The 19,826-nt window shown below is 46.0% G+C and carries 13 protein-coding genes and 1 tRNA gene; all 14 read left to right on the top strand.

What is annotated here, in order from left to right; all coding sequences use genetic code 11:
- Positions 1-3: 3 nt before the first annotated feature.
- Entirely contained in the window at positions 4-4,140 is a 4,137-nt protein-coding gene (gene rpoB, locus CRECT_RS09215) for a DNA-directed RNA polymerase subunit beta (protein ID WP_039887825.1), read from the top strand.
- The gene (gene rpoC / locus CRECT_RS09210) at positions 4,133-8,641 is read left to right on the top strand and encodes a DNA-directed RNA polymerase subunit beta' (protein ID WP_004318471.1); all 4,509 of its coding nucleotides are present in this window, start codon (positions 4,133-4,135) and stop codon (positions 8,639-8,641) included. The genes rpoB and rpoC overlap by 8 nt, the downstream gene beginning before the upstream one ends.
- A 102-nt stretch (positions 8,642-8,743) precedes the next feature.
- Positions 8,744-9,133 carry a DoxX family protein gene (locus tag CRECT_RS09205; protein ID WP_004318281.1) on the top strand — a complete coding sequence of 130 codons (390 nt, stop codon included), beginning with the start codon at positions 8,744-8,746 and terminating at the stop codon, positions 9,131-9,133.
- A 99-nt stretch (positions 9,134-9,232) separates the two neighbouring features.
- Complete coding sequence (rpsL, locus tag CRECT_RS09200) at positions 9,233-9,640, top strand: 30S ribosomal protein S12 (RefSeq protein WP_004322129.1); 408 nt, start codon at positions 9,233-9,235, stop codon at positions 9,638-9,640.
- Between the two features lie 75 nt (positions 9,641-9,715).
- Entirely contained in the window at positions 9,716-10,186 is a 471-nt protein-coding gene (rpsG, locus tag CRECT_RS09195) for a 30S ribosomal protein S7 (RefSeq protein ID WP_002947591.1), read from the top strand.
- A 12-nt stretch (positions 10,187-10,198) separates the two neighbouring features.
- Positions 10,199-12,277, top strand: coding sequence for an elongation factor G (fusA, locus tag CRECT_RS09190; protein ID WP_004318485.1), 2,079 nt, complete (start codon positions 10,199-10,201; stop codon positions 12,275-12,277).
- Positions 12,278-12,426: 149 nt separating this feature from the next.
- A tRNA-Arg gene (locus CRECT_RS09185) sits at positions 12,427-12,503 on the top strand.
- Positions 12,504-12,899: 396 nt separating this feature from the next.
- Positions 12,900-14,450, top strand: a complete 1,551-nt coding sequence (locus CRECT_RS09180) for a flavocytochrome c (RefSeq protein ID WP_004318483.1) — start codon at positions 12,900-12,902, stop codon at positions 14,448-14,450.
- A gap of 665 nt (positions 14,451-15,115) precedes the next feature.
- Positions 15,116-15,724, top strand: coding sequence for a DNA-3-methyladenine glycosylase I (locus tag CRECT_RS09175; RefSeq protein ID WP_004318463.1), 609 nt, complete (start codon positions 15,116-15,118; stop codon positions 15,722-15,724).
- On the top strand, positions 15,721-16,080 hold the full coding sequence (locus CRECT_RS09170) for an MmcQ/YjbR family DNA-binding protein (RefSeq protein ID WP_039887830.1): 360 nt from the start codon (positions 15,721-15,723) through the stop codon (positions 16,078-16,080). The genes CRECT_RS09175 and CRECT_RS09170 overlap by 4 nt, the downstream gene beginning before the upstream one ends.
- A 106-nt stretch (positions 16,081-16,186) precedes the next feature.
- Positions 16,187-16,930, top strand: a complete 744-nt coding sequence (gene fabG / locus CRECT_RS09165; protein WP_039887862.1) for a 3-oxoacyl-ACP reductase FabG — start codon at positions 16,187-16,189, stop codon at positions 16,928-16,930.
- 82 nt (positions 16,931-17,012) lie between these two features.
- Positions 17,013-17,246, top strand: coding sequence for an acyl carrier protein (acpP, locus tag CRECT_RS09160; protein ID WP_039887863.1), 234 nt, complete (start codon positions 17,013-17,015; stop codon positions 17,244-17,246).
- 20 nt (positions 17,247-17,266) lie between these two features.
- On the top strand, positions 17,267-18,475 hold the full coding sequence (locus CRECT_RS09155; RefSeq protein ID WP_004318455.1) for a beta-ketoacyl-ACP synthase II: 1,209 nt from the start codon (positions 17,267-17,269) through the stop codon (positions 18,473-18,475).
- Positions 18,475-19,416 (top strand): acetyl-CoA carboxylase carboxyl transferase subunit alpha, encoded by a 942-nt coding sequence (gene accA, locus CRECT_RS09150; RefSeq protein WP_004318626.1) that lies wholly within the window; start codon positions 18,475-18,477, stop codon positions 19,414-19,416. The genes CRECT_RS09155 and accA overlap by 1 nt, the downstream gene beginning before the upstream one ends.
- Positions 19,417-19,826: the final 410 nt, after the last annotated feature.

Raw genomic sequence — 19,826 nt, 5'->3', positions numbered from 1 at the left:
AATATGTTAAATAGTTTATACTCAGGAAATCGTCTTAGAGTTGATTTTTCAAATGTTGCCAAAGAGATCGATGTTCCTAACTTGCTACAATTACAAAAAAAGAGTTTTGACCAGTTTTTAAACGTAGATAAAAATCAAAGCGAAAGCGGTATAGAAAAAGTTTTTAAATCGATATTTCCTATACACGATCCGCAGAACCGCTTAAGCTTAGAATACGTAAGCTCCGAGATCGGAAAGCCAAAATACACGATCAGAGAGTGTATGGAGCGTGGGCTTACTTATTCGGTAAATTTAAAGATGAAAATAAGGCTGATCGTTCACGAAAGAGACGAAAAAACAGGCGAGAAGATCGGCATAAAAGATATAAAAGAGCAAGAAATTTTCGTTCGCGAAATTCCTTTGATGACGGATAGGATTTCATTTATTATTAACGGCGTCGAGCGCGTGGTAGTAAATCAACTACACAGAAGTCCGGGTGTTATTTTCAAAGAAGAAGAAAGCCCGACGGTCGTAAATAAGCTTATTTATACGGCTCAAATCATCCCCGACCGCGGTAGCTGGCTATATTTCGAGTATGACACCAAAGACGTACTTTGCGTGCGTATAAATAAGCGCAGAAAGGTGCCGGTAACCATCTTATTTAGAGCGCTGGGATATAAAAAACAAGATATTATTAAGCTATTTTATCCTATTCAAACATTAACGATAAAAAATAATAAATTTTTGACTCCGTTTAATCCGGACGATTATCAAGGCAGGGTCGAATACGACATAAAAGACGAAGAAGGTAACGTTTTACACGAAGCCGGCAAGAGGCTAACCAAGAAAAAGGCCGATAAGATCATCGCTGACGGCATCAAATTTGTCGAATATCCGACTGAAATTTTGGTAAATAGATTTTTAGCTCACCCGGTTATCGACAAAAATAGCGGCGAGGTGCTTTACGATACTCTTGCGCAGCTTGACGAAAATAAATTGGTTAAAATTTTGGCTGATCAGGAGAGCATCGAGATAGCAAACGACTTAGCCGCGGGAGTGGACGATGCGATCATAAATTCGTTTATCGCAGATAACGAGACGTTAAAACTGCTACGTCAAACCGAAAACGTCGATGACGAAAACGATCTTGCCGCGATTAGAATTTATAAAGTTATGCGCCCCGGCGAACCGGTAGTTAAAGATGCCGCTCGCGCTTTCGTAAATGATCTGTTTTTTAACCCTGAAAGATATGATTTGACAGGCGTAGGCCGTATGAAAATGAACCACAAGCTAGCGCTTGAAGTGCCTGAATACGTAACGGTTTTGACCAATGAAGACATTATAAAAACGGCGAAATATTTGATAAAGGTCAAAAACGGACAAGGTCACATCGACGACCGCGATCACCTGGGCAATCGCCGCATCCGATCTATCGGCGAGCTTTTGGCAAACGAGCTTCACTTGGGCTTTGTAAAAATGCAAAAAGCCATCAGGGACAAATTTACGACGCTGAGCAATACCGAGGAAATTATGCCTTACGACTTGGTTAATCCAAAAATGATAACCACGACGATAATGGAATTTTTCACCGGCGGTCAGCTAAGTCAGTTTATGGATCAGACCAACCCGCTTAGCGAGGTTACGCATAAGCGCAGACTTTCCGCGCTCGGCGAAGGCGGTCTTGTTAAAGATAGAGCCGGCTTTGAGGTGCGCGACGTTCACCCGACTCACTACGGCAGAATTTGTCCGGTAGAGACTCCGGAGGGTCAAAACATCGGCCTTATCAACACTCTTTCTACTTACGCAAAGGTAAATAATCTCGGCTTCGTCGAAGCACCGTATAAAAAAGTCATAGACGGCAAGGTAACGGACGAGATCGTCTATCTAACGGCGACTCAAGAGGAAAATTTGGTCATCGCTCCGGCTTCTACGGTGCTTGACGAAAGCGGCTATATCGTAGAGGATTTGATCGAGGCTAGACAAGACGGCGAGATGATACTGGCTAAACGCGAGGACGTCAAGCTCATCGACCTTTGCTCGGGTATGATAGCCGGCGTCGCGGCGTCGCTTATTCCGTTTTTGGAGCACGACGACGCAAACCGCGCTCTAATGGGATCAAATATGCAGCGTCAAGCCGTGCCTTTGCTCCGCTCGTCCGCTCCTATCGTAGGAACGGGGATGGAGAGCACGGTGGCCCGCGATGCGTGGGAGGCGATCAAAGCTAGACGCGCGGGCATAGTCGAAAAGGTGGATAATAAAAACATCTTTATCCTCGGTGAAGACGAGGCCGGTCCATATATCGATCACTATTCGATGGAGAAAAATTTAAGAACTAACCAAAATACGACTTTTTCTCAGTGTCCTATCGTTAAAAAAGGCGAAAGCGTCGTAGCGGGACAGATCATCGCAGACGGTCCGTCTATGGAGCGCGGCGAGCTGGCTATCGGTAAAAACGCGCTGATAGCTTTTATGCCGTGGAACGGCTACAACTATGAGGACGCCATCGTAATCAGCGAAAAAATGATACGCGAGGATGCATTTACGAGTGTGCATATTTACGAAAAAGAGATTGAGGCGCGCGAGCTAAAAGACGGCGTCGAAGAGATCACTAAAGATATCCCGAATATCAAAGAAGAAGATTTACTCCATCTCGATGATAGCGGCATAATAAAAATCGGCACGCAGGTAAAACCTGGCATGATCTTAGTCGGCAAAGTTTCTCCAAAAGGGGAGGTTAAACCGACGCCCGAGGAGCGTTTGCTTCGTGCGATATTTGGCGAAAAAGCGGGTCACGTGGTAAATAAATCCCTTTACGCGACTGCATCGATGGAGGGCGTCGTAGTAGATGTTAAAATTTTTACCAAAAAAGGCCATGAAAAAGATAGTCGCTCAAATAAGGTTTATGAAGAAGAAAAAGCGGCTTTTGAAAAAGAGCACCACGATAGACTCTTGATGCTGGACCGCGAAGAGATGCTAAAAGTAGGCGCTCTGCTTTGCAAGACGCCTTTGAGCTCAGCCCAAACTATCGGTAAAAAAACCTATAAAAAAGGCGAGAAGATCGATAAAGAGGAGTTTGAAAACATCAACCGCTTTACCCTAAGCGCGATCGTTAAAGGTTTTTCAAAAGATGTTCAAAGATCATATGACGACATAAAAAATCATTTCCAAAACGAGAAGAAAAAGCTCAAAGAAGAGCACGACGCGAAGATGGAAATTTTAGAAAAAGACGACATCTTGCCAAGCGGCGTAGTTAAGCTCGTAAAAGTCTATATCGCTACCAAGCGCAAGCTAAAAGTAGGCGATAAGATGGCGGGTCGTCACGGAAACAAAGGCATCGTTTCAAACATCGTCCCAGAAGTCGATATGCCGTATCTGCCAAGCGGTCAGCCGGTCGATATCGTGCTAAATCCGCTAGGCGTTCCTAGCCGTATGAATATCGGTCAAATTTTAGAAAGCCATTTGGGACTTGTCGGCTACCGTCTAGGCGAGCAGATAAATCAAATTTTCCAAGAAAAAAAGAGCGAGTGGATCAAAGAGCTACGAGTTAAGATGATAGAGATAGCCTCGGTTTCTAAATTTATGAGCGCTAAAAAAACTCTTGGCAAGATGAGCGACGAGCAGCTTTTAGAATACGCTAAAGACTGGGCGAACGGCGTTAAATTTGCCACGCCGATATTTGAAGGCGTCAAGGTTGATGAGCTAATGAAGCTATTTGAGATGGCGAAAGTCGATATGGACGGCAAGACCGAGCTTTACGACGGACGCACGGGCTCAAAGATAAAAGAACGCGTAAATGTCGGGTGTATGTATATGCTTAAGCTTCATCACTTGGTCGATGAAAAAGTCCACGCCAGAAGCACCGGCCCATATAGCCTGGTTACGCAGCAACCGGTCGGCGGTAAAGCGTTATTTGGCGGACAAAGGTTTGGAGAGATGGAGGTTTGGGCGCTTGAGGCATACGGCGCGGCTCATACGCTTCGAGAGATGCTAACGGTCAAGTCAGACGACGTCGAGGGACGTTTATCGGCGTATAAGGCCTTAACTAGAGGCGAAAACGTGCCTGAAACAGGTATCCCCGAGACGTTTTTCGTTTTAACCAACGAGCTAAAATCATTGGCACTTGATGTCGAGATATACGATGAGGATGAAAATAATGAGTGAGTTAAAACCTATTGAGATAAAAGAAGAACGCAGACCGCGCGATTTCGAGGCGTTTCAGCTTCGTTTGGCCAGCCCCGAAAAGATAAAATCATGGAGCCACGGCGAGGTAAAAAAACCCGAAACTATAAACTACCGCACGCTAAAACCCGAGCGCGACGGCTTATTTTGCGCTAAAATTTTCGGTCCCATTCGCGACTACGAGTGTCTTTGCGGTAAGTATAAAAAAATGCGCTACAAAGGCATCAAGTGTGAAAAATGCGGCGTCGAGGTAACCAGCTCGAAAGTGCGCCGCTCAAGAATGGGTCATATCGAGCTTGTGACTCCTGTCGCGCACATTTGGTATGTAAATTCGCTCCCGAGCCGCATAGGAACGTTGCTTGGCATAAAGATGAAGGATTTGGAGCGCGTGCTTTACTACGAGGCATACATCGTCGAGTCTGTCGGCGACGCGTTTTACGATGCCGAAAATAGCAAAAAAGTTGAAATTTTCGACGTTTTAAACGAAGAGCAATATGTCTCTTTGGCTTCTCGTTTCGAAGAGAGCGGATTTAGGGCCAGAATGGGCGGCGAAGTTATCCGCGATATGCTAGCCAATATAGATTTGGTCGAGCTTTTAAATACTTTAAAAGACGAGATAAGCGCTACAAATTCGGAAGCCAAGAAAAAAACTATAGTAAAAAGATTAAAAGTCGTCGAGAGCTTTTTAAATTCGGGCAACCGTCCTGAGTGGATGATGATCACGAATTTGCCGGTGCTTCCGCCCGATCTTAGGCCGCTCGTTAGCCTTGACGGCGGCAAATTTGCAGTTTCTGATGTAAATGACCTATATCGCCGCGTTATCAACAGAAACGCGCGCTTAAAACGCCTTATGGAGCTTGACGCGCCTGAGATTATCATCAGAAACGAAAAGCGTATGCTTCAGGAATCCGTAGATGCGTTATTTGACAACGGACGACGCGCAAATGCGGTAAAAGGCGCAAACAAACGCCCGCTAAAATCGCTTTCTGAGATCATTAAAGGCAAGCAAGGCCGCTTCCGTCAAAATTTGCTCGGTAAGCGCGTGGATTTTTCCGGTCGTTCAGTTATCGTCGTCGGACCAAAGCTACGTATGGATCAGTGCGGACTGCCGAAAAGAATGGCACTTGAGCTGTTTAAGCCGCATTTGCTGGCTCGCCTCGAGGAGAAGGGCTACGCTACGACCGTAAAACAAGCTAAAAAGATGATAGAGGATAAGACGAATGAGGTTTGGGAGTGCCTAGAGGAGGTCGTTAAAGATCATCCGGTCATGCTAAACCGTGCTCCGACGCTTCACAAGCTATCTATCCAGGCATTTCACCCGGTGCTCGTCGAAGGCAAGGCGATACAGCTGCATCCGCTGGTTTGCGCCGCATTTAACGCGGACTTTGACGGCGACCAGATGGCCGTGCACGTGCCGCTATCGCAGGAAGCGATCGCCGAGTGCAAAATTTTAATGCTTAGCTCGATGAATATCTTGCTTCCTGCAAGCGGTAAGGCTATCACGGTTCCTAGCCAGGATATGGTTTTGGGAATTTACTACCTAAGCCTAGAAAAGACCGACAGCAAAGGCGCAAATAAAATTTTCGCGTCCGTCGATGAAGTAATGATCGCCGAGGAAGCCCACTGCTTAGAGGTGCACTCGAAAATCAAAACGATGATCGACGGCAAGACGCTATTTACGACTGCGGGTCGCTTGATCATCCGCTCGATTCTGCCTGATTTTGTTCCTGAAAATATGTGGAACAGGGTTATGAAGAAAAAAGATATCGCAAATTTGGTCGATTACGTCTATAAAAACGGCGGCCTTGAGGTAACGGCGGGATTTTTGGACAAGCTTAAAAATTTGGGTTTCCGATACGCGACCAAGGCCGGTATCTCGATCTCTATCGCCGATATCATCGTGCCCGATAGCAAACAAAAATATATCAACGAGGCCAAGAAAAAGGTCCGCGAGATACAAAATCAATACGGCGCGGGCTTGCTAACCGACTCCGAGAGATACAATAAAATCATCGATATCTGGACGGATACGAACAACGTCGTCGCAGGCGAGATGATGAAGCTCATCCAAGGCGACAGGGGCGGATTTAACTCTATTTATATGATGGCCGACAGTGGCGCGAGAGGCTCTGCGGCTCAAATTCGCCAGCTAGCCGGTATGCGCGGTCTTATGGCGAAACCGGACGGCTCGATCATCGAGACTCCGATCATATCAAATTTCCGCGAAGGCCTAAACGTTCTTGAGTACTTTAACTCAACCCACGGTGCGAGAAAAGGACTTGCCGATACCGCGCTAAAAACGGCGAATGCGGGATATCTAACCAGAAAGCTGATCGACGTCGCGCAAAATGTGAAAGTGACTATGCACGACTGCGGCACCCACGAGGGCGTCGAGATAACCGAGATCACCGAAAACGGCGAGCTGATCGAAAGCCTGGAGGAGAGAATTTTAGGTCGCGTGCTGGCCGATGACGTGATCGATCCGATAACGAACGAAGTGCTATTTAGCGAAGGTACCTTGATAGACGAGGAAAAAGCCAAGGTCGTAAGCGAAGCGGGTATAAAATCGATCAGTATCAGAACGCCTATAGCCTGCAAAGCCGCAAAAGGCGTCTGCGCGAAGTGCTACGGCGTAAATTTGGGTGAGGGCAAGCTGGTAAAACCCGGCGAAGCCGTCGGCATCATCTCGGCTCAATCTATCGGCGAACCGGGCACTCAGCTAACGCTAAGAACCTTCCATATCGGCGGTACGGCATCGACCGAACAGCAAGACTACCAAGTCGTCGCGCAAAAAGAGGGCTTTATAAGGTATTATAATCTAAATGTTTATGAAAACGGCGGCAAAAAAATCGTAGCAAATCGCAGAAACTCCGCCGTCTTGCTCGTCGAGCCTAAGATCAAAGCTCCGTTTGACGGTAAAATCGAAATCGAGATCGCTCACGAGGATGTAAATATCATTGTAAAAGGCAAAAAAGAAGAGAGAAAATACACGCTAAGAAGAAGCGATCTGGCTAAACCAAACGAGCTAGCTGGCGTTAGCGGCAAGGTTGAGGGTAAAATTTACATCCCTTACGTAGGCGGCGACACGGTCAAAGAAAACGAAAGCATTGCCGAGGTCATCAAAGAAGGCTGGAACGTGCCTAATCGTATTCCGTTTGCCAGCGAGATAAAGGTAGAAGACGGTGAGCCTATCGCTAAAAAAATCCCTGCCGGCGCAAACGGCGTGCTTAAATTTTACATCTTAAAGGGCGATTATTTAGAGCGCGTCAAAAATGTCAAAAAAGGTCACGTCGTGAGCGAAAAAGGGCTGTTTGTCGTGGTCGCCGACGAGGACGACAGGGAAGCGGTTCGCCACTATATACCGCGAAATTCTATCATCAAGGCAAACGATAGCGATATCGTGGATAGCAAAGCCATTATCTCCGAGCCCGAAAGTTACGAGAAAACCGTTATCGCCGAGTGGGATCCGTATTCTACGCCTATCATCGCCGAGGCCGCAGGTAAGGTAACGTACGAGGATATAGAGCCGGGATATAGTGCGGCGGAGCAATACGACGAAGCGACGGGGCAAAGCCGTCTGGTCATCAACGAATACTTGCCTTCGGGTATCAAGCCTACGATCGTGATTAGCACCGATGAAGGCAAAATAATCCGCTATCAGCTGGAGCCGAAAACCGCGATATTCGTAGGTAACGACGAGGCGGTGAAGCAGGCAGATATCTTGGCCAAAACGCCTAAAGCCGTCGCGAAATCAAAAGATATCACGGGCGGTTTGCCGCGAGTTTCCGAGCTATTTGAGGCTAGACGCCCGAAAAATACCGCTATCATCGCCGAGATCGACGGCACCGTGAGGTTTGAAAAGCCGCTTCGCTCCAAAGAGCGCATCGTGATAGAGGCCGACGACGGCGCAACGGCGGAGTATCTGATAGACAAAACTCGTCAAATTCAGGTTCGCGACGGCGAATTTATCCATGCCGGCGAGAAGCTAACCGATGGACTAATATCAAGCCACGATGTTTTGAGAATTTTGGGCGAAAAGGCGCTGCACTATTATTTGATCAGCGAAATTCAGCAAGTTTACCGCTCTCAAGGCGTTGCGATTGCCGACAAGCACATCGAGATCATCGTCTCTCAGATGCTTCGTCAGGTCAAGATCGTCGATAGCGGCGATACGAATTTCATCACGGGCGATATGATCTCTCGAACGAGATTTAAGGAAGAAAACGAGCGCATAATGCGAATGGGTGGCAATCCTGCGATCGCCGAGCCTATTTTGCTGGGCGTTACGCGCGCTGCTATCGGAAGCGATAGCGTCATCTCGGCGGCATCGTTCCAAGAGACGACCAAGGTGCTAACCGAGGCTTCGATCGCAGCCAAGATTGATCACCTCGAGGATCTAAAAGAAAACGTGATTTTAGGCCGTATGATCCCTGTAGGAACGGGTCTTTATCAAGATCAAAAGATCAAGCTAAAACAAAACTAAAATTTGACCCCTAAGCCTCGCCGAATTTGCGGTGGGGCTTAAATTTATCTCCCTTTAAAAATAATCAGATAAAATCGCTCCTTTAAATTTTAAGGAGTAAAAATGAAAAAATTCGATTTGGGAATTTTGTTTGCGAGGCTAGGGCTTGGTATCTGCCTTTTTATGCACGGTTTTGCTAAAATTTTACATGGGTTAGGCGGCGTGAAAGGCATTTTGGTAAAGGCCGGCTTGCCTGAATTTATGGCATATTTTGCATATGTCGGCGAGGTTGTTGCGCCGCTAATGATAATCTTGGGCGTATTTTCTAGGATCGGCGCGCTGCTTATTGTCGCTACGAGCTTTACTATACTATACGCTTACAACGGACTTGGAAATTTATTCGAGCTTACAAACGTCGGCGGATTTAAGGCTGAAATTTTATATCTTTACATCGCTTTATCGCTTTGCATTATCTTTAACGGAAGCGGAAAATACGCTGTTAAAAAAGATTAGCGCGATAAAATTCGGCGTTAAAGATGAAATTTACCTTATATTAAGCCAAATTTAAATAAAATCAAGTCTTTTTAATAAATTTAGTCGAAAGGAATTACTGTGCCAACCATTAATCAATTGGTCAGAAAAGAGCGCAAGAAAGTGACTTTTAAGTCAAAATCTCCGGCGCTAAAAGAGTGTCCTCAAAGAAGAGGAGTTTGCACTAGGGTCTATACCACGACTCCTAAAAAACCAAACTCGGCTTTGAGAAAAGTTGCCAAAGTTAGGCTTACAAGCGGATTTGAAGTGATCAGCTATATCGGCGGTGAAGGCCACAACCTACAAGAACACAGCATCGTGCTAGTGCGCGGCGGTCGTGTTAAGGACTTGCCGGGCGTTAAATACCACATCGTGCGCGGCGCTCTTGATACAGCTGGCGTTGCGAAAAGAACGGTTTCTCGCTCAAAATACGGCGCTAAACGTCCAAAACCCGGTCAAGCGGCAGCCGCAGCGGGAAAAAAGAAATAAAAATTTAGGTTCGCAGACCATGCCATTAGCGGCATAGGTTTGAGTAAAATTTATAAAATTTGAAGGAATAATCAAATGAGAAGAAGAAAAGCTCCCGTCAGGGAAGTAATGCCGGATCCAATTTACGGCAATAAGGTAATCACTAAATTTATTAACTCTCTTATGTACGACGGCAAAAAAAGCGTCGCTACCGAGATCATGTACGGCGCCATCAAGGCTATCGAGAAAAAAAGCGGCGACGTAAAAGGTATAGACGTATTTAACGACGCTATCGAAAACATTAAGCCTCTTATGGAGGTTAAGTCTCGTCGCGTCGGTGGCGCTACCTACCAAGTACCGGTAGAGGTTCGCCCGGCTCGCCAGCAAGCTCTTGCTATCCGCTGGATCATCGGTTTTGCCAGAAAAAGAAGCGAAAGAACGATGATAGACAAGCTCGCTAACGAGCTACTAGATGCGGCAAATTCAAAAGGTGCATCTTTTAAAAAGAAAGAAGATACCTACAAAATGGCAGAGGCTAACAAAGCGTTTGCTCACTACCGCTGGTAAGAGGAGGCTGGTATGGCAGAGAGAAAAACCCCTTTACATATGGTTAGAAACATCGGTATCGCCGCTCATATCGATGCCGGTAAGACTACGACAAGCGAAAGAATTTTATTCTTTACGGGTATGAGTCACAAGATCGGCGAGGTTCACGACGGCGCTGCTACGATGGACTGGATGGAGCAAGAAAAAGAGCGCGGTATCACAATTACGTCTGCGGCGACCACTTGTTTTTGGAAAGATCACCAGATAAATTTGATCGACACTCCGGGCCACGTTGATTTTACTATCGAAGTTGAGCGTTCTATGCGCGTTCTTGACGGCGCTGTTTCGGTATTTTGCTCGGTCGGCGGCGTTCAGCCTCAGTCGGAGACCGTTTGGAGACAAGCAAACAAATACGCCGTTCCAAGAATCGTTTTCGTAAATAAAATGGACAGAATCGGCGCAAATTTCTTTAACGTCGAGTCTCAAATCAGAAACCGCCTAAAGGCAAATCCGGTGCCTATTCAAATTCCTATCGGCGCGGAGGATAACTTTAGAGGCGTAGTCGATCTTGTTAAGATGAAAGCTTACGTTTGGGAAGACGACAAAAAGCCGACCGATTACACCGTAGTCGAGATCCCCGCCGATCTAAAAGAAAAAGCCGAAGAATACCGTGCCAAACTAATCGAAGCGGTTTCTGAAACAGACGATAGCTTGATGGAGAAATTTTTCTCAGGCGAGGAGCTAAGCGAAGAGGAGATCAAAAAAGGCATTAAAGCAGGTTGCTTAAGGATGACCATAACTCCGATGCTTTGCGGAACGGCGTTTAAAAACAAAGGCATTCAGCCGTTGCTTGACGCGGTCGTAGCGTATTTGCCTGCTCCGGACGAGATCGAGGCGATCAAAGGCCTTTACGAGGATGGCACCGAGGTAGCGGTAGAGAGTACCGATGAGGGCGAATTTGCCGCTCTTGCGTTTAAGATTATGACCGACCCGTTTGTCGGACAGCTTACTTTCATCCGCGTTTATCGCGGCAGTCTTGAGAGCGGTAGCTACGCTTACAACACCGTTCAAGACAATAAAGAAAGAATCGGTCGTTTGCTAAAAATGCATTCGAATAAACGCGAGGAAGTTTCGGTTATTCACGCAGGCGAGATCGGCGCGGTCGTAGGTCTAAAAAACACTCTAACCGGCGATACGCTGGCTAGCGAAAAAGATAAAGTTATCCTTGAAAAGATGGATTTCCCTGATCCGGTTATCAGCGTCGCGGTCGAGCCGAAAACTAAAGCCGATCAGGAAAAAATGGCTATCGCGCTTCAAAAACTAGCTCAAGAGGATCCAAGCTTTAGAGTAGGCACGGACGAAGAAAGCGGCCAAACTATCATCAGCGGTATGGGCGAGCTCCATCTTGAGATTATCGTAGACAGAATGCTTCGCGAATTTAAAGTCGATGCCGAGGTCGGCCAACCGCAGGTCGCTTACCGCGAGACTATTCGCAAAACCGTTGAGCAAGAGTATAAATACGCTAAACAATCAGGCGGTCGCGGTCAATACGGACACGTATTCTTGCGCCTAGAGCCGCTACCTGCAGCTAGCGGATTTGAGTTTGTTAATGACATCAAAGGCGGCGTCGTTCCTAAGGAGTACATCCCTGCGGTAGAAAAAGGCTGCAAAGAGGCGCTTCAAAGCGGCGTGCTTGCCGGTTATCCGGTCGAGGACGTTAAGGTTACGCTATTTGACGGTAGCTATCACGAGGTCGATTCGTCTGAAATGGCGTTTAAACTCGCCGCTTCTATGGGCTTTAAAGAAGGCGCTAGAAAAGCGGGCGCGGTTATCCTTGAGCCTATGATGAAGGTCGAGGTCGAGACGCCCGAGGATTATATGGGCGACGTTATCGGCGACCTAAACAAACGCCGCGGACAGGTAAATTCTATGGACGAGCGCAACGGAAGCAAGATCATCACGGCTTTTTGCCCGCTAGCCCAAATGTTTGGCTACTCTACCGACCTTCGCTCTATGACGCAAGGTCGCGCGACCTATTCTATGGAATTTGACCACTACGAAGAAGTTCCAAAGAACGTCAGCGAAGAGATCATCAAGAAAAGAAACGGCTAAGCCGAATTCGGCGAGGGTGCATAATCCTCGCCTTTTAAATTTGTAAAAGTAATCGCTGTTTAACTCCCGTAGTTGGGTGCAGTTTTAAAATTTCGCGCTTACTAAAATTTGATAAATCTTTCAAATTTGTCAAATTTATCGTTTTTTGTGTCCTCATAGCTCAGCTGGATAGAGCGCAGAATTCCTAATTCTGAGGCCACAGGTTCAAATCCTGTTGGGGACACCACTCGCTTAATTATTTGCAAAGTAAAAATTTACTTAAATTCTACAAATTTCTATTTACAACGACGACTATTTTATAAATCTTATTTTTAATGTACCGCCAAATTTAAGATATCTGCGAAGATCGCTCGTTCAAACATATTGAATAGCCGCTTATTTTTTTTTGATGCGACATAATTATAAAAAAATATTTAATATAAAATTAAATACAATAAAGAATTTTAGGAGATTTTTATTTAAGCTTATTTTCTAAAATTAAATTATATAATTAAGAATAATCAAAATAAATTTAATACAAGGAGGACGGCCAAAAGATGCAATCTGTAAATACGTATTGTGGAGATGAGTCGTAAATCAAAGATTTACAGGTAAATAGCTAACGTAAATTTAAGGAGATGCTATGAAAAACTCAAACTTTTCAAGAAGAGATTTTGTTAAGTTAAGTATGGTCGGTGCAGGCGCCTTAGCGCTTGGCGGAGTTAATGCGCAAGCGGCGGTAAGCTCAAAAGACGTCAAATTTGACGAGGAGTGGGACGTAGTCATCGTAGGCAGCGGCTTTGCGGGGCTTGCCGCAGGCATCACCGCAGCCGAGAAGGGCAACAAGGTGCTGATCCTTGAAAAGATGGGTCGCATCGGCGGCAACAGCGTCATCAACGGCGGCTTATTTGCAGTGCCCAATAACGACAAACAAAAAGCAGAGGGCGTGAAAGATAGCAACGAGCTTTTTATCAAAGACTGCCTGAAAGCGGGTCGGGGTCTAAACCACGTCGATCTCATCGATACCATTGCTACCCGCGCGCAAGACGCATATAAGCTCACCATAAAATGCGGCGTAAAATACATAGATAAACTCTCGCATCTGGGAGGTCACTCTGTCCCAAGAACCGTTCAAACTACTAACGGCAGCGGCTCGGGCATCGTTCAGCCGATGGTCGAGTATTTTAAAAATTTACAGGGTGCGGAGCTTAGACAAAGAGCAAAATTTGATGAATTCGTTTTAGGCGAGGATGGCGGCGTAGAGGGCGTAATTATCAGAGAAAACTACAAATTTGACTCAAATAGTCTAAAAGACGACGTCGAAAATACAAGCGGCGAGAAAAAGACGATCAAAGCCAAAAAAGGCGTAGTTTTGGCAGCGGGCGGATTTTGTCGCGACGTATTTTTTAGAGAAGTGCAAGACCCTTCGATAACCAAAGAAACGGATAGTACAAATCATCCCGGCGCTACGGCGGGCGCGATGAAAGAAGCCTTTAGAATCGGCGCGATTCCCGTGCAGCTTAGCTGGATACAGTTTGGCCCATGGGCTTGCCCAGATGAAAAAGGTTTCGGAGTAGGTTCGTTGTTTAACGTAAATGCAAGCTTCCGTTACGGCATCTCGGTAAACCCTAAAACGGGTAAACGCTATATGAACGAGCTAGCCGACCGCCGTACTAGGGCTCAGGCGATGTTTAGGGTTATCGGTACCGACGGCAACTATCCGATAAATTTCTGCGACTCAAACGGCGTAAAAGCCCTACTTCCCGAGCAGCTCGAAAAGCCTTTAAATTCGGGAATTTTAAAAAAATTTGATAGCATTGATGAAATTGCGGCATTTTATAAAATTCCAGCCGATGAGCTAAAAAAGACCGTCGAGCGCTATAACGGCTTCGTAAAAGCAGGCAAAGATGATGACTTTGGCAAGCCTTTAGATAAAACTACTACTGACGGCTATGACGTTTCTAAACCGCCTTTTTACGCTATGCGCGGCACGCCGAAGCTCCACCACACGATGGGCGGTATCGACATCAATACCAAAGCCCAGGTCATCTCGCTAAAAACAGAGATGCCGATCCCTAGGCTATTTGCCGCAGGCGAGATCACCGGCGGCGTGCACGGAGCCAGCCGCTTAGGTAGCGTCGCGATCGCGGATTGTCTGACGTTTGGTATGATCGCAGGCGAGAATATCGGCTAAATCGTAAAACGAAGTTCTCGCGAGTTTATGCTTTGTTGGATCTAAATTTTATCGCTTGATGAACTAAATGTTCTATCTGTGCTCTAAAATTTAGATCCGCCTCGCCTAAACCTCGCGATAGTTCGTTTTAAATTTATATTCTCTTTCGAGTGCTTTTCAGTTGCGCTCCGCTTACTGCTTTTCAAGAAGCGGGGTTTGTTAAATTTTAACTTAAAAGCCTCGAAATACTCGCAAATATTATTTCGTATCGCAGGTCAAATTCGGCTTGCGATACTTTAAAATTTGAAGTTAAATTTATAAAATTTACTCTACCAAAATTTAAGCCCCGTGGCGCGACAGCACCGAATAAACCTGCACGAGTGCAGCAACTTCTAACGTCGCCGGGAATGAGGACTCCTAGAGGTAAGTGGATTTTTGCTTCGGCTTTGCTTCGTAACTGCGAGCAGAACGTATTTCAAGCCCTTTCTTTCTTAACATAATTTAAACAATGCGTTAAATTAAAAAGCAAATTTAATGCCATCAAGGCGCGAGTATTAGCGCATAAAATTTTAAAATTTACCGATTTTTTAAATCAAATTTTGCCGAGTAAAATTTGATTCCCCGTCATCTTTCTTAACCCAAATTTCGCTACAATCTCTTAAAATTTATCCGAACAAGGAGCGAATTTGAAAAATTCTACGGCGAGCGTGCAAAAAATCCGCTGCGACTGGGCGGAGAAAAGCGATCTGGAGCGCGTATATCACGACGAGGAGTGGGACAGGCTCGTAAAGGACGATGCGAAATTTTTCGAGCTCATCGTGCTTGAGGGCTTTCAAGCCGGTATCTCGTGGCATGCGGTGCTGCTTAAGCGCGAGGCGATGCGAGCGGCGTTTGACGGATTTGACGCGCGCAAAATTTCGCTCTACAGCGAGGAGCAGACGGCAAAATTTATGCAAAATCCAGCGCTCATCAGAAACCGCCTAAAGCTAAACTCGCTTGCCGCAAACGCCCGCGCATTCCTCGCCGTCGTGGGCGAGTTTGGCAGCTTTTACGACTATCTTTGGGACTATCTACTACCTAAATTTGACCCGAAATTTGACGGCAAGCCTATCATAAATCACTACGAAAGCCTAAAGCAGATCCCCGCCACCACGCCGCTTGCGGATTTCGTCGCAAAAGAGATGAAAAAGCGCGGATTTAAATTTCTGGGACCCACGAGCGTCTATGCGTTTTTGCAAAGCGCGGGCGTAGTGGACGATCATCTGGACGCTTGCTTTTGCAAAGGAGGCAGATGATGCTCGCGCAGAAGCGAGTTTTTAGCTACATAAAGGAGAAATTCGGCGCGCAGGGCGAGCGAGTATTTGACAAGCACCCCGCATTTGCCGTATTTCGCTACGCAAAAAACCGAAAATGGTTTGCCGTTTTTATGCGCGTGGACGGCGGCAAGCTGGGGCTTAAAAGCGCTCAGGAGCTAGAGATACTAAATCTAAAATGCAAGCCCGATCTTGCGGCGATCCTGCGCGACGCAGATCAAATTTTGCCCGCCTATCATATGAATAAAAAGCACTGGATCAGCGTAAATTTAAGCTCCAAAATCGCGCCCGAGCAGGTAGAGGATCTGATCGATCTTAGCTTTGAGCTTACCAAGTGAGCGAAATTTAGCGGTCGCGAGCTTTGCTCTTAAAATTTTAAAAAATCGATTTTTTAGCTTTCATCTGATAAAATGGCGGTCAAATTTAAAAACCCAAGGAGAAAAAATGAAATTTAGTGGAAAAAATGTGTTGATCACGGGCGCGAGCCGCGGTATCGGCGCGCAAATAGCCAAGACATTGGCGCAGATGGGGCTAAAAGTCTGGATAAACTACCGCTCAAAGCCCGAGATAGCCGATGCTTTGCAAGCCGAGATTATCGCAAACGGCGGACGAGCCGCAGTGATAAAATTTGACGCGACCGACGAGGACGAGTTTATAAAAGGAATAAATTTGATCGTTGATAGCGACGGCGAGCTTAGTTATCTGGTAAATAATGCAGGAATCGTCAATGATAAATTGGCTATTCGTATGAAACTGGAGGATTTTAACGGCGTGGTCAATGCAAATTTGGTTTCCGCTTTTATAGGTTCTAGAGAAGCTTTGAAAGTGATGAGCAAAAAACGCTTTGGCGCAGTCGTAAACGTCGCGTCCATCATCGGCGAGATCGGAAATATCGGGCAAGTAAATTACTCGGCCAGCAAGGGCGGTATGATAGCGATGAGTAAAAGTTTCGCGAAAGAAGGAGCGGCCAGAAACATACGCTTTAACTGCATAACGCCGGGATTTATAGCAACGGATATGAATAAAGATTTACCGGAGGATATCAAAAAAACGTATCTGGACGCAATCGCTTTAAAACGCTTCGGCGATGCAAGCGAAGTTGCCGATGCGGTAGCGTTTTTGCTAAGCGACCACGCAAGCTATATTACCGGAGAGATACTCAAGATCAACGGCGGATTATATATGTAAGCGCGCAAATTTTAGGTATTTGCGAAAATTTAAGCTAAAATATATTAAAATCACGAAATTTTTTATTTTTAGGAGAAGAAAAATGGCAATATTTGATGATGTAAGGGACGTAGTGGTAGAGCAACTAAGCGTGGCTCCCGATGCGGTAAAACTCGAGTCTAAGATTATCGAGGATTTGGGTGCGGACTCGCTTGACGTGGTGGAGCTTGTGATGGCTCTTGAGGAAAAATTCGAGGTAGAGATACCTGATAGCGACGCCGAAAAACTAATCACCATAAACGACGTCGTAAGCTACATCGAGACGTTAAATAAATAAGTTTTTTGCAAGGAGAGGTCTTGAAAAGAGTCGTAGTAACCGGGATTGGGATGATCAACGCTTTAGGGCTCGACAAGGATAGTTCGTTTAAGGCTATCTGCGAGGGTAAAACCGGCGTAAAAAAGATAACTTCTTTTGACGCGAGCGATTTTCCCGTTCAGATTGCTGCCGAGATAGTAGGGTTTGACCCGCTTAGCGTGATGGACGCTAAAGAGGTAAAAAAAGTCGATAGGTTTATCCAGCTTGGACTAAAAGCGGCCAAAGAGGCTATGGCGGATGCAAATTTCGGCGAATTTGATGCTGAAAATTTCGGCGTTAGTTCGGCTGCCGGCATAGGCGGTTTGTCCAATATCGAAAAAAACTCCAATATCTTGCTTGAAAAGGGCCCAAGAAGAATTTCTCCGTTTTTTATACCTTCTGCGCTCGTAAATATGCTGGGGGGTCTGGTTTCCATAGAACACGGCTTAAAAGGTCCAAATCTATCTAGCGTAACGGCCTGCGCGGCATCTACTCACGCCATCATCGAAGCGGCAAAAACGATCATAATCGGCGAGGCTGAGAAAATGCTGGTCGTCGGCTCGGAGTCAACCGTTTGCGGCGTAGGTATAGGCGGATTTGCCGCTATGAAGGCGCTTTCTACCAGGAACGACGATCCGGGGACGGCGTCTAGGCCTTTTGATAAAGACAGAGACGGCTTTGTTATGGGCGAAGGAAGCGGCGCGCTCGTGCTTGAAGAGTATGAAAGCGCCAAGGCTAGAGGGGCTAAAATTTATGCCGAGATAGTCGGATTTGGCGAGAGCGGCGATGCGCATCATATCACTTCGCCTTCGCTTGAGGGGCCGCTTTGGGCTATGAAAAAAGCTTTAAAAATGGCGGGGAATTTGCAGATTGATTACATTAATGCGCACGGCACTTCGACGCCGACGAACGACAGAAATGAAACCGCGGCTTTAAAAGCTCTTTTCGGCGATCGCGTACCGCCCGTTAGCTCTACGAAGGGGCAAACGGGACACTGCCTGGGCGCGGCCGGCGCGATAGAGGCCGTCATTTCCCTAATGGCTATGCAAGAAAGCCTCATACCGCCGACGATAAACTACACCACCAAAGACGAAGAGTGCGATCTAGACTACGTTCCAAACGTAGCTAGAAAAGCCGAGCTAAAAGCCGTTATGAGCAACTCTTTTGGATTTGGCGGTACAAACGGCTCTATTATATTTAAGAAGATATAATGGCGAGTTATTTAGATTTTGAGCAAGGCATCAAGCAAATAGACGACGATATCGCAAACGCGAGGATTCGCGGCGATGAGCACGCGGTGGAAATTTTAAATAAAAATTTAGAAAAAGAAACCGCAAAAATTTATAAAAATCTTAACGAATTTCAGCGCCTTGCCTTGGCTCGTCACCCAGATCGCCCTTACGCTATCGACTATATCAAGGGTATGATGAGGGATTATTACGAGCTTCACGGCGATAGAGCGTTTCGAGACGATGCGGCTATAGTTTGTTTTATCGGTTACATAGGCGCAAAAAAGGTCGTCGTGATAGGCGAACAAAAGGGCAGAGGAACCAAAAATAAGCTAAAAAGAAATTTCGGTATGCCTCATCCGGAGGGTTATCGTAAAGCTCTGCGAGTAGCTAAGATGGCCGAGAAATTCGGGCTTCCGATACTATTTTTGATCGATACTCCGGGTGCGTATCCCGGTATCGCGGCCGAGGAGCGCGGTCAAAGCGAAGCGATAGCTAGAAACTTGTTTGAATTTGCAAATTTAAAAACCCCGATGATAGCCGTCGTTATCGGTGAAGGCGGGAGCGGCGGAGCTTTAGCCATAGGCGTAGCCGACAAGCTGGCTATGATGAGAAATTCGGTTTTTTCCGTTATCTCGCCGGAGGGTTGTGCGGCTATACTTTGGAACGACCCGTCAAAACAAGAGCAGGCGACTAAGGCATTAAAAATAACCGCAGACGACTTAAAAAGCTTAAATTTGATAGATGATGTTATAGAAGAGCCGATAAACGGCGCGCATAGAGATAAAGAGACCGCTATTAAGGCACTTGCAAGCTATTTCATAACCGAGCTAGACAAGCTCGAAAAACTAAAGATAGACGAGCTTTTAAACGCCAGGATAGCCAAAATTTTATCTGCCGGCGCTTTTGAAGAAAGCAAATAGAGTAATATATACAAAATTTTTAAAATTTGCTAATGCTTCGCAATCAAGTCTTATGCTGCGGTTAAATTTTTAAGTTACATACGATATGAATTTACACGGCTAAATCAACACTCCCGAAAAAACCGAAACTAACATAACCGATTTTAAAGATCGCCATCAGACCGACTTTTTCTGTATTGCTAAATCTTGGGAAAATAATCGGGACGAGTTATCCGCATATTTTAGATACTTCAAAAAGATTGGGCGACTTATATACTCGACCGACGCAACCTTATCATCAAGCGTAAAACACTCCTGAGGCGGTATCATCTCCGGATGGCGCCTTTGAGGTCTTATATCGCTCTATATTAGAAATTTCGGATAAATGAAAAATCGGCGAGATAAGGGGCCGGGATAAAATATATCCGCGG

This window comes from Campylobacter rectus (assembly GCF_004803795.1).
In the GTDB taxonomy this organism is placed as follows: Bacteria; Campylobacterota; Campylobacteria; order Campylobacterales; family Campylobacteraceae; genus Campylobacter_A; species Campylobacter_A rectus.
Note: the sequence above shows the minus strand (reverse complement) of the source record. Positions and strands in the feature narration are given on the sequence as shown.

Excerpts from the sequence above, each read along its gene's own strand:
- rpsG (WP_002947591.1), top strand. The coding sequence starts at position 9,716 with ATGAGAAGAAGAAAAGCTCCCGTCAGGGAAGTAATGCCGGATCCAATT.
- acpP (WP_039887863.1), top strand. The coding sequence starts at position 17,013 with ATGGCAATATTTGATGATGTAAGGGACGTAGTGGTAGAGCAACTAAGC.
- CRECT_RS09205 (WP_004318281.1), top strand. The coding sequence starts at position 8,744 with ATGAAAAAATTCGATTTGGGAATTTTGTTTGCGAGGCTAGGGCTTGGT.
- fabG (WP_039887862.1), top strand. The coding sequence starts at position 16,187 with ATGAAATTTAGTGGAAAAAATGTGTTGATCACGGGCGCGAGCCGCGGT.
- fusA (WP_004318485.1), top strand. The coding sequence starts at position 10,199 with ATGGCAGAGAGAAAAACCCCTTTACATATGGTTAGAAACATCGGTATC.
- CRECT_RS09170 (WP_039887830.1), top strand. The coding sequence starts at position 15,721 with ATGATGCTCGCGCAGAAGCGAGTTTTTAGCTACATAAAGGAGAAATTC.
- rpoC (WP_004318471.1), top strand. The coding sequence starts at position 4,133 with ATGAGTGAGTTAAAACCTATTGAGATAAAAGAAGAACGCAGACCGCGC.
- CRECT_RS09180 (WP_004318483.1), top strand. The coding sequence starts at position 12,900 with ATGAAAAACTCAAACTTTTCAAGAAGAGATTTTGTTAAGTTAAGTATG.
- rpoB (WP_039887825.1), top strand. The coding sequence starts at position 4 with ATGTTAAATAGTTTATACTCAGGAAATCGTCTTAGAGTTGATTTTTCA.
- accA (WP_004318626.1), top strand. The coding sequence starts at position 18,475 with ATGGCGAGTTATTTAGATTTTGAGCAAGGCATCAAGCAAATAGACGAC.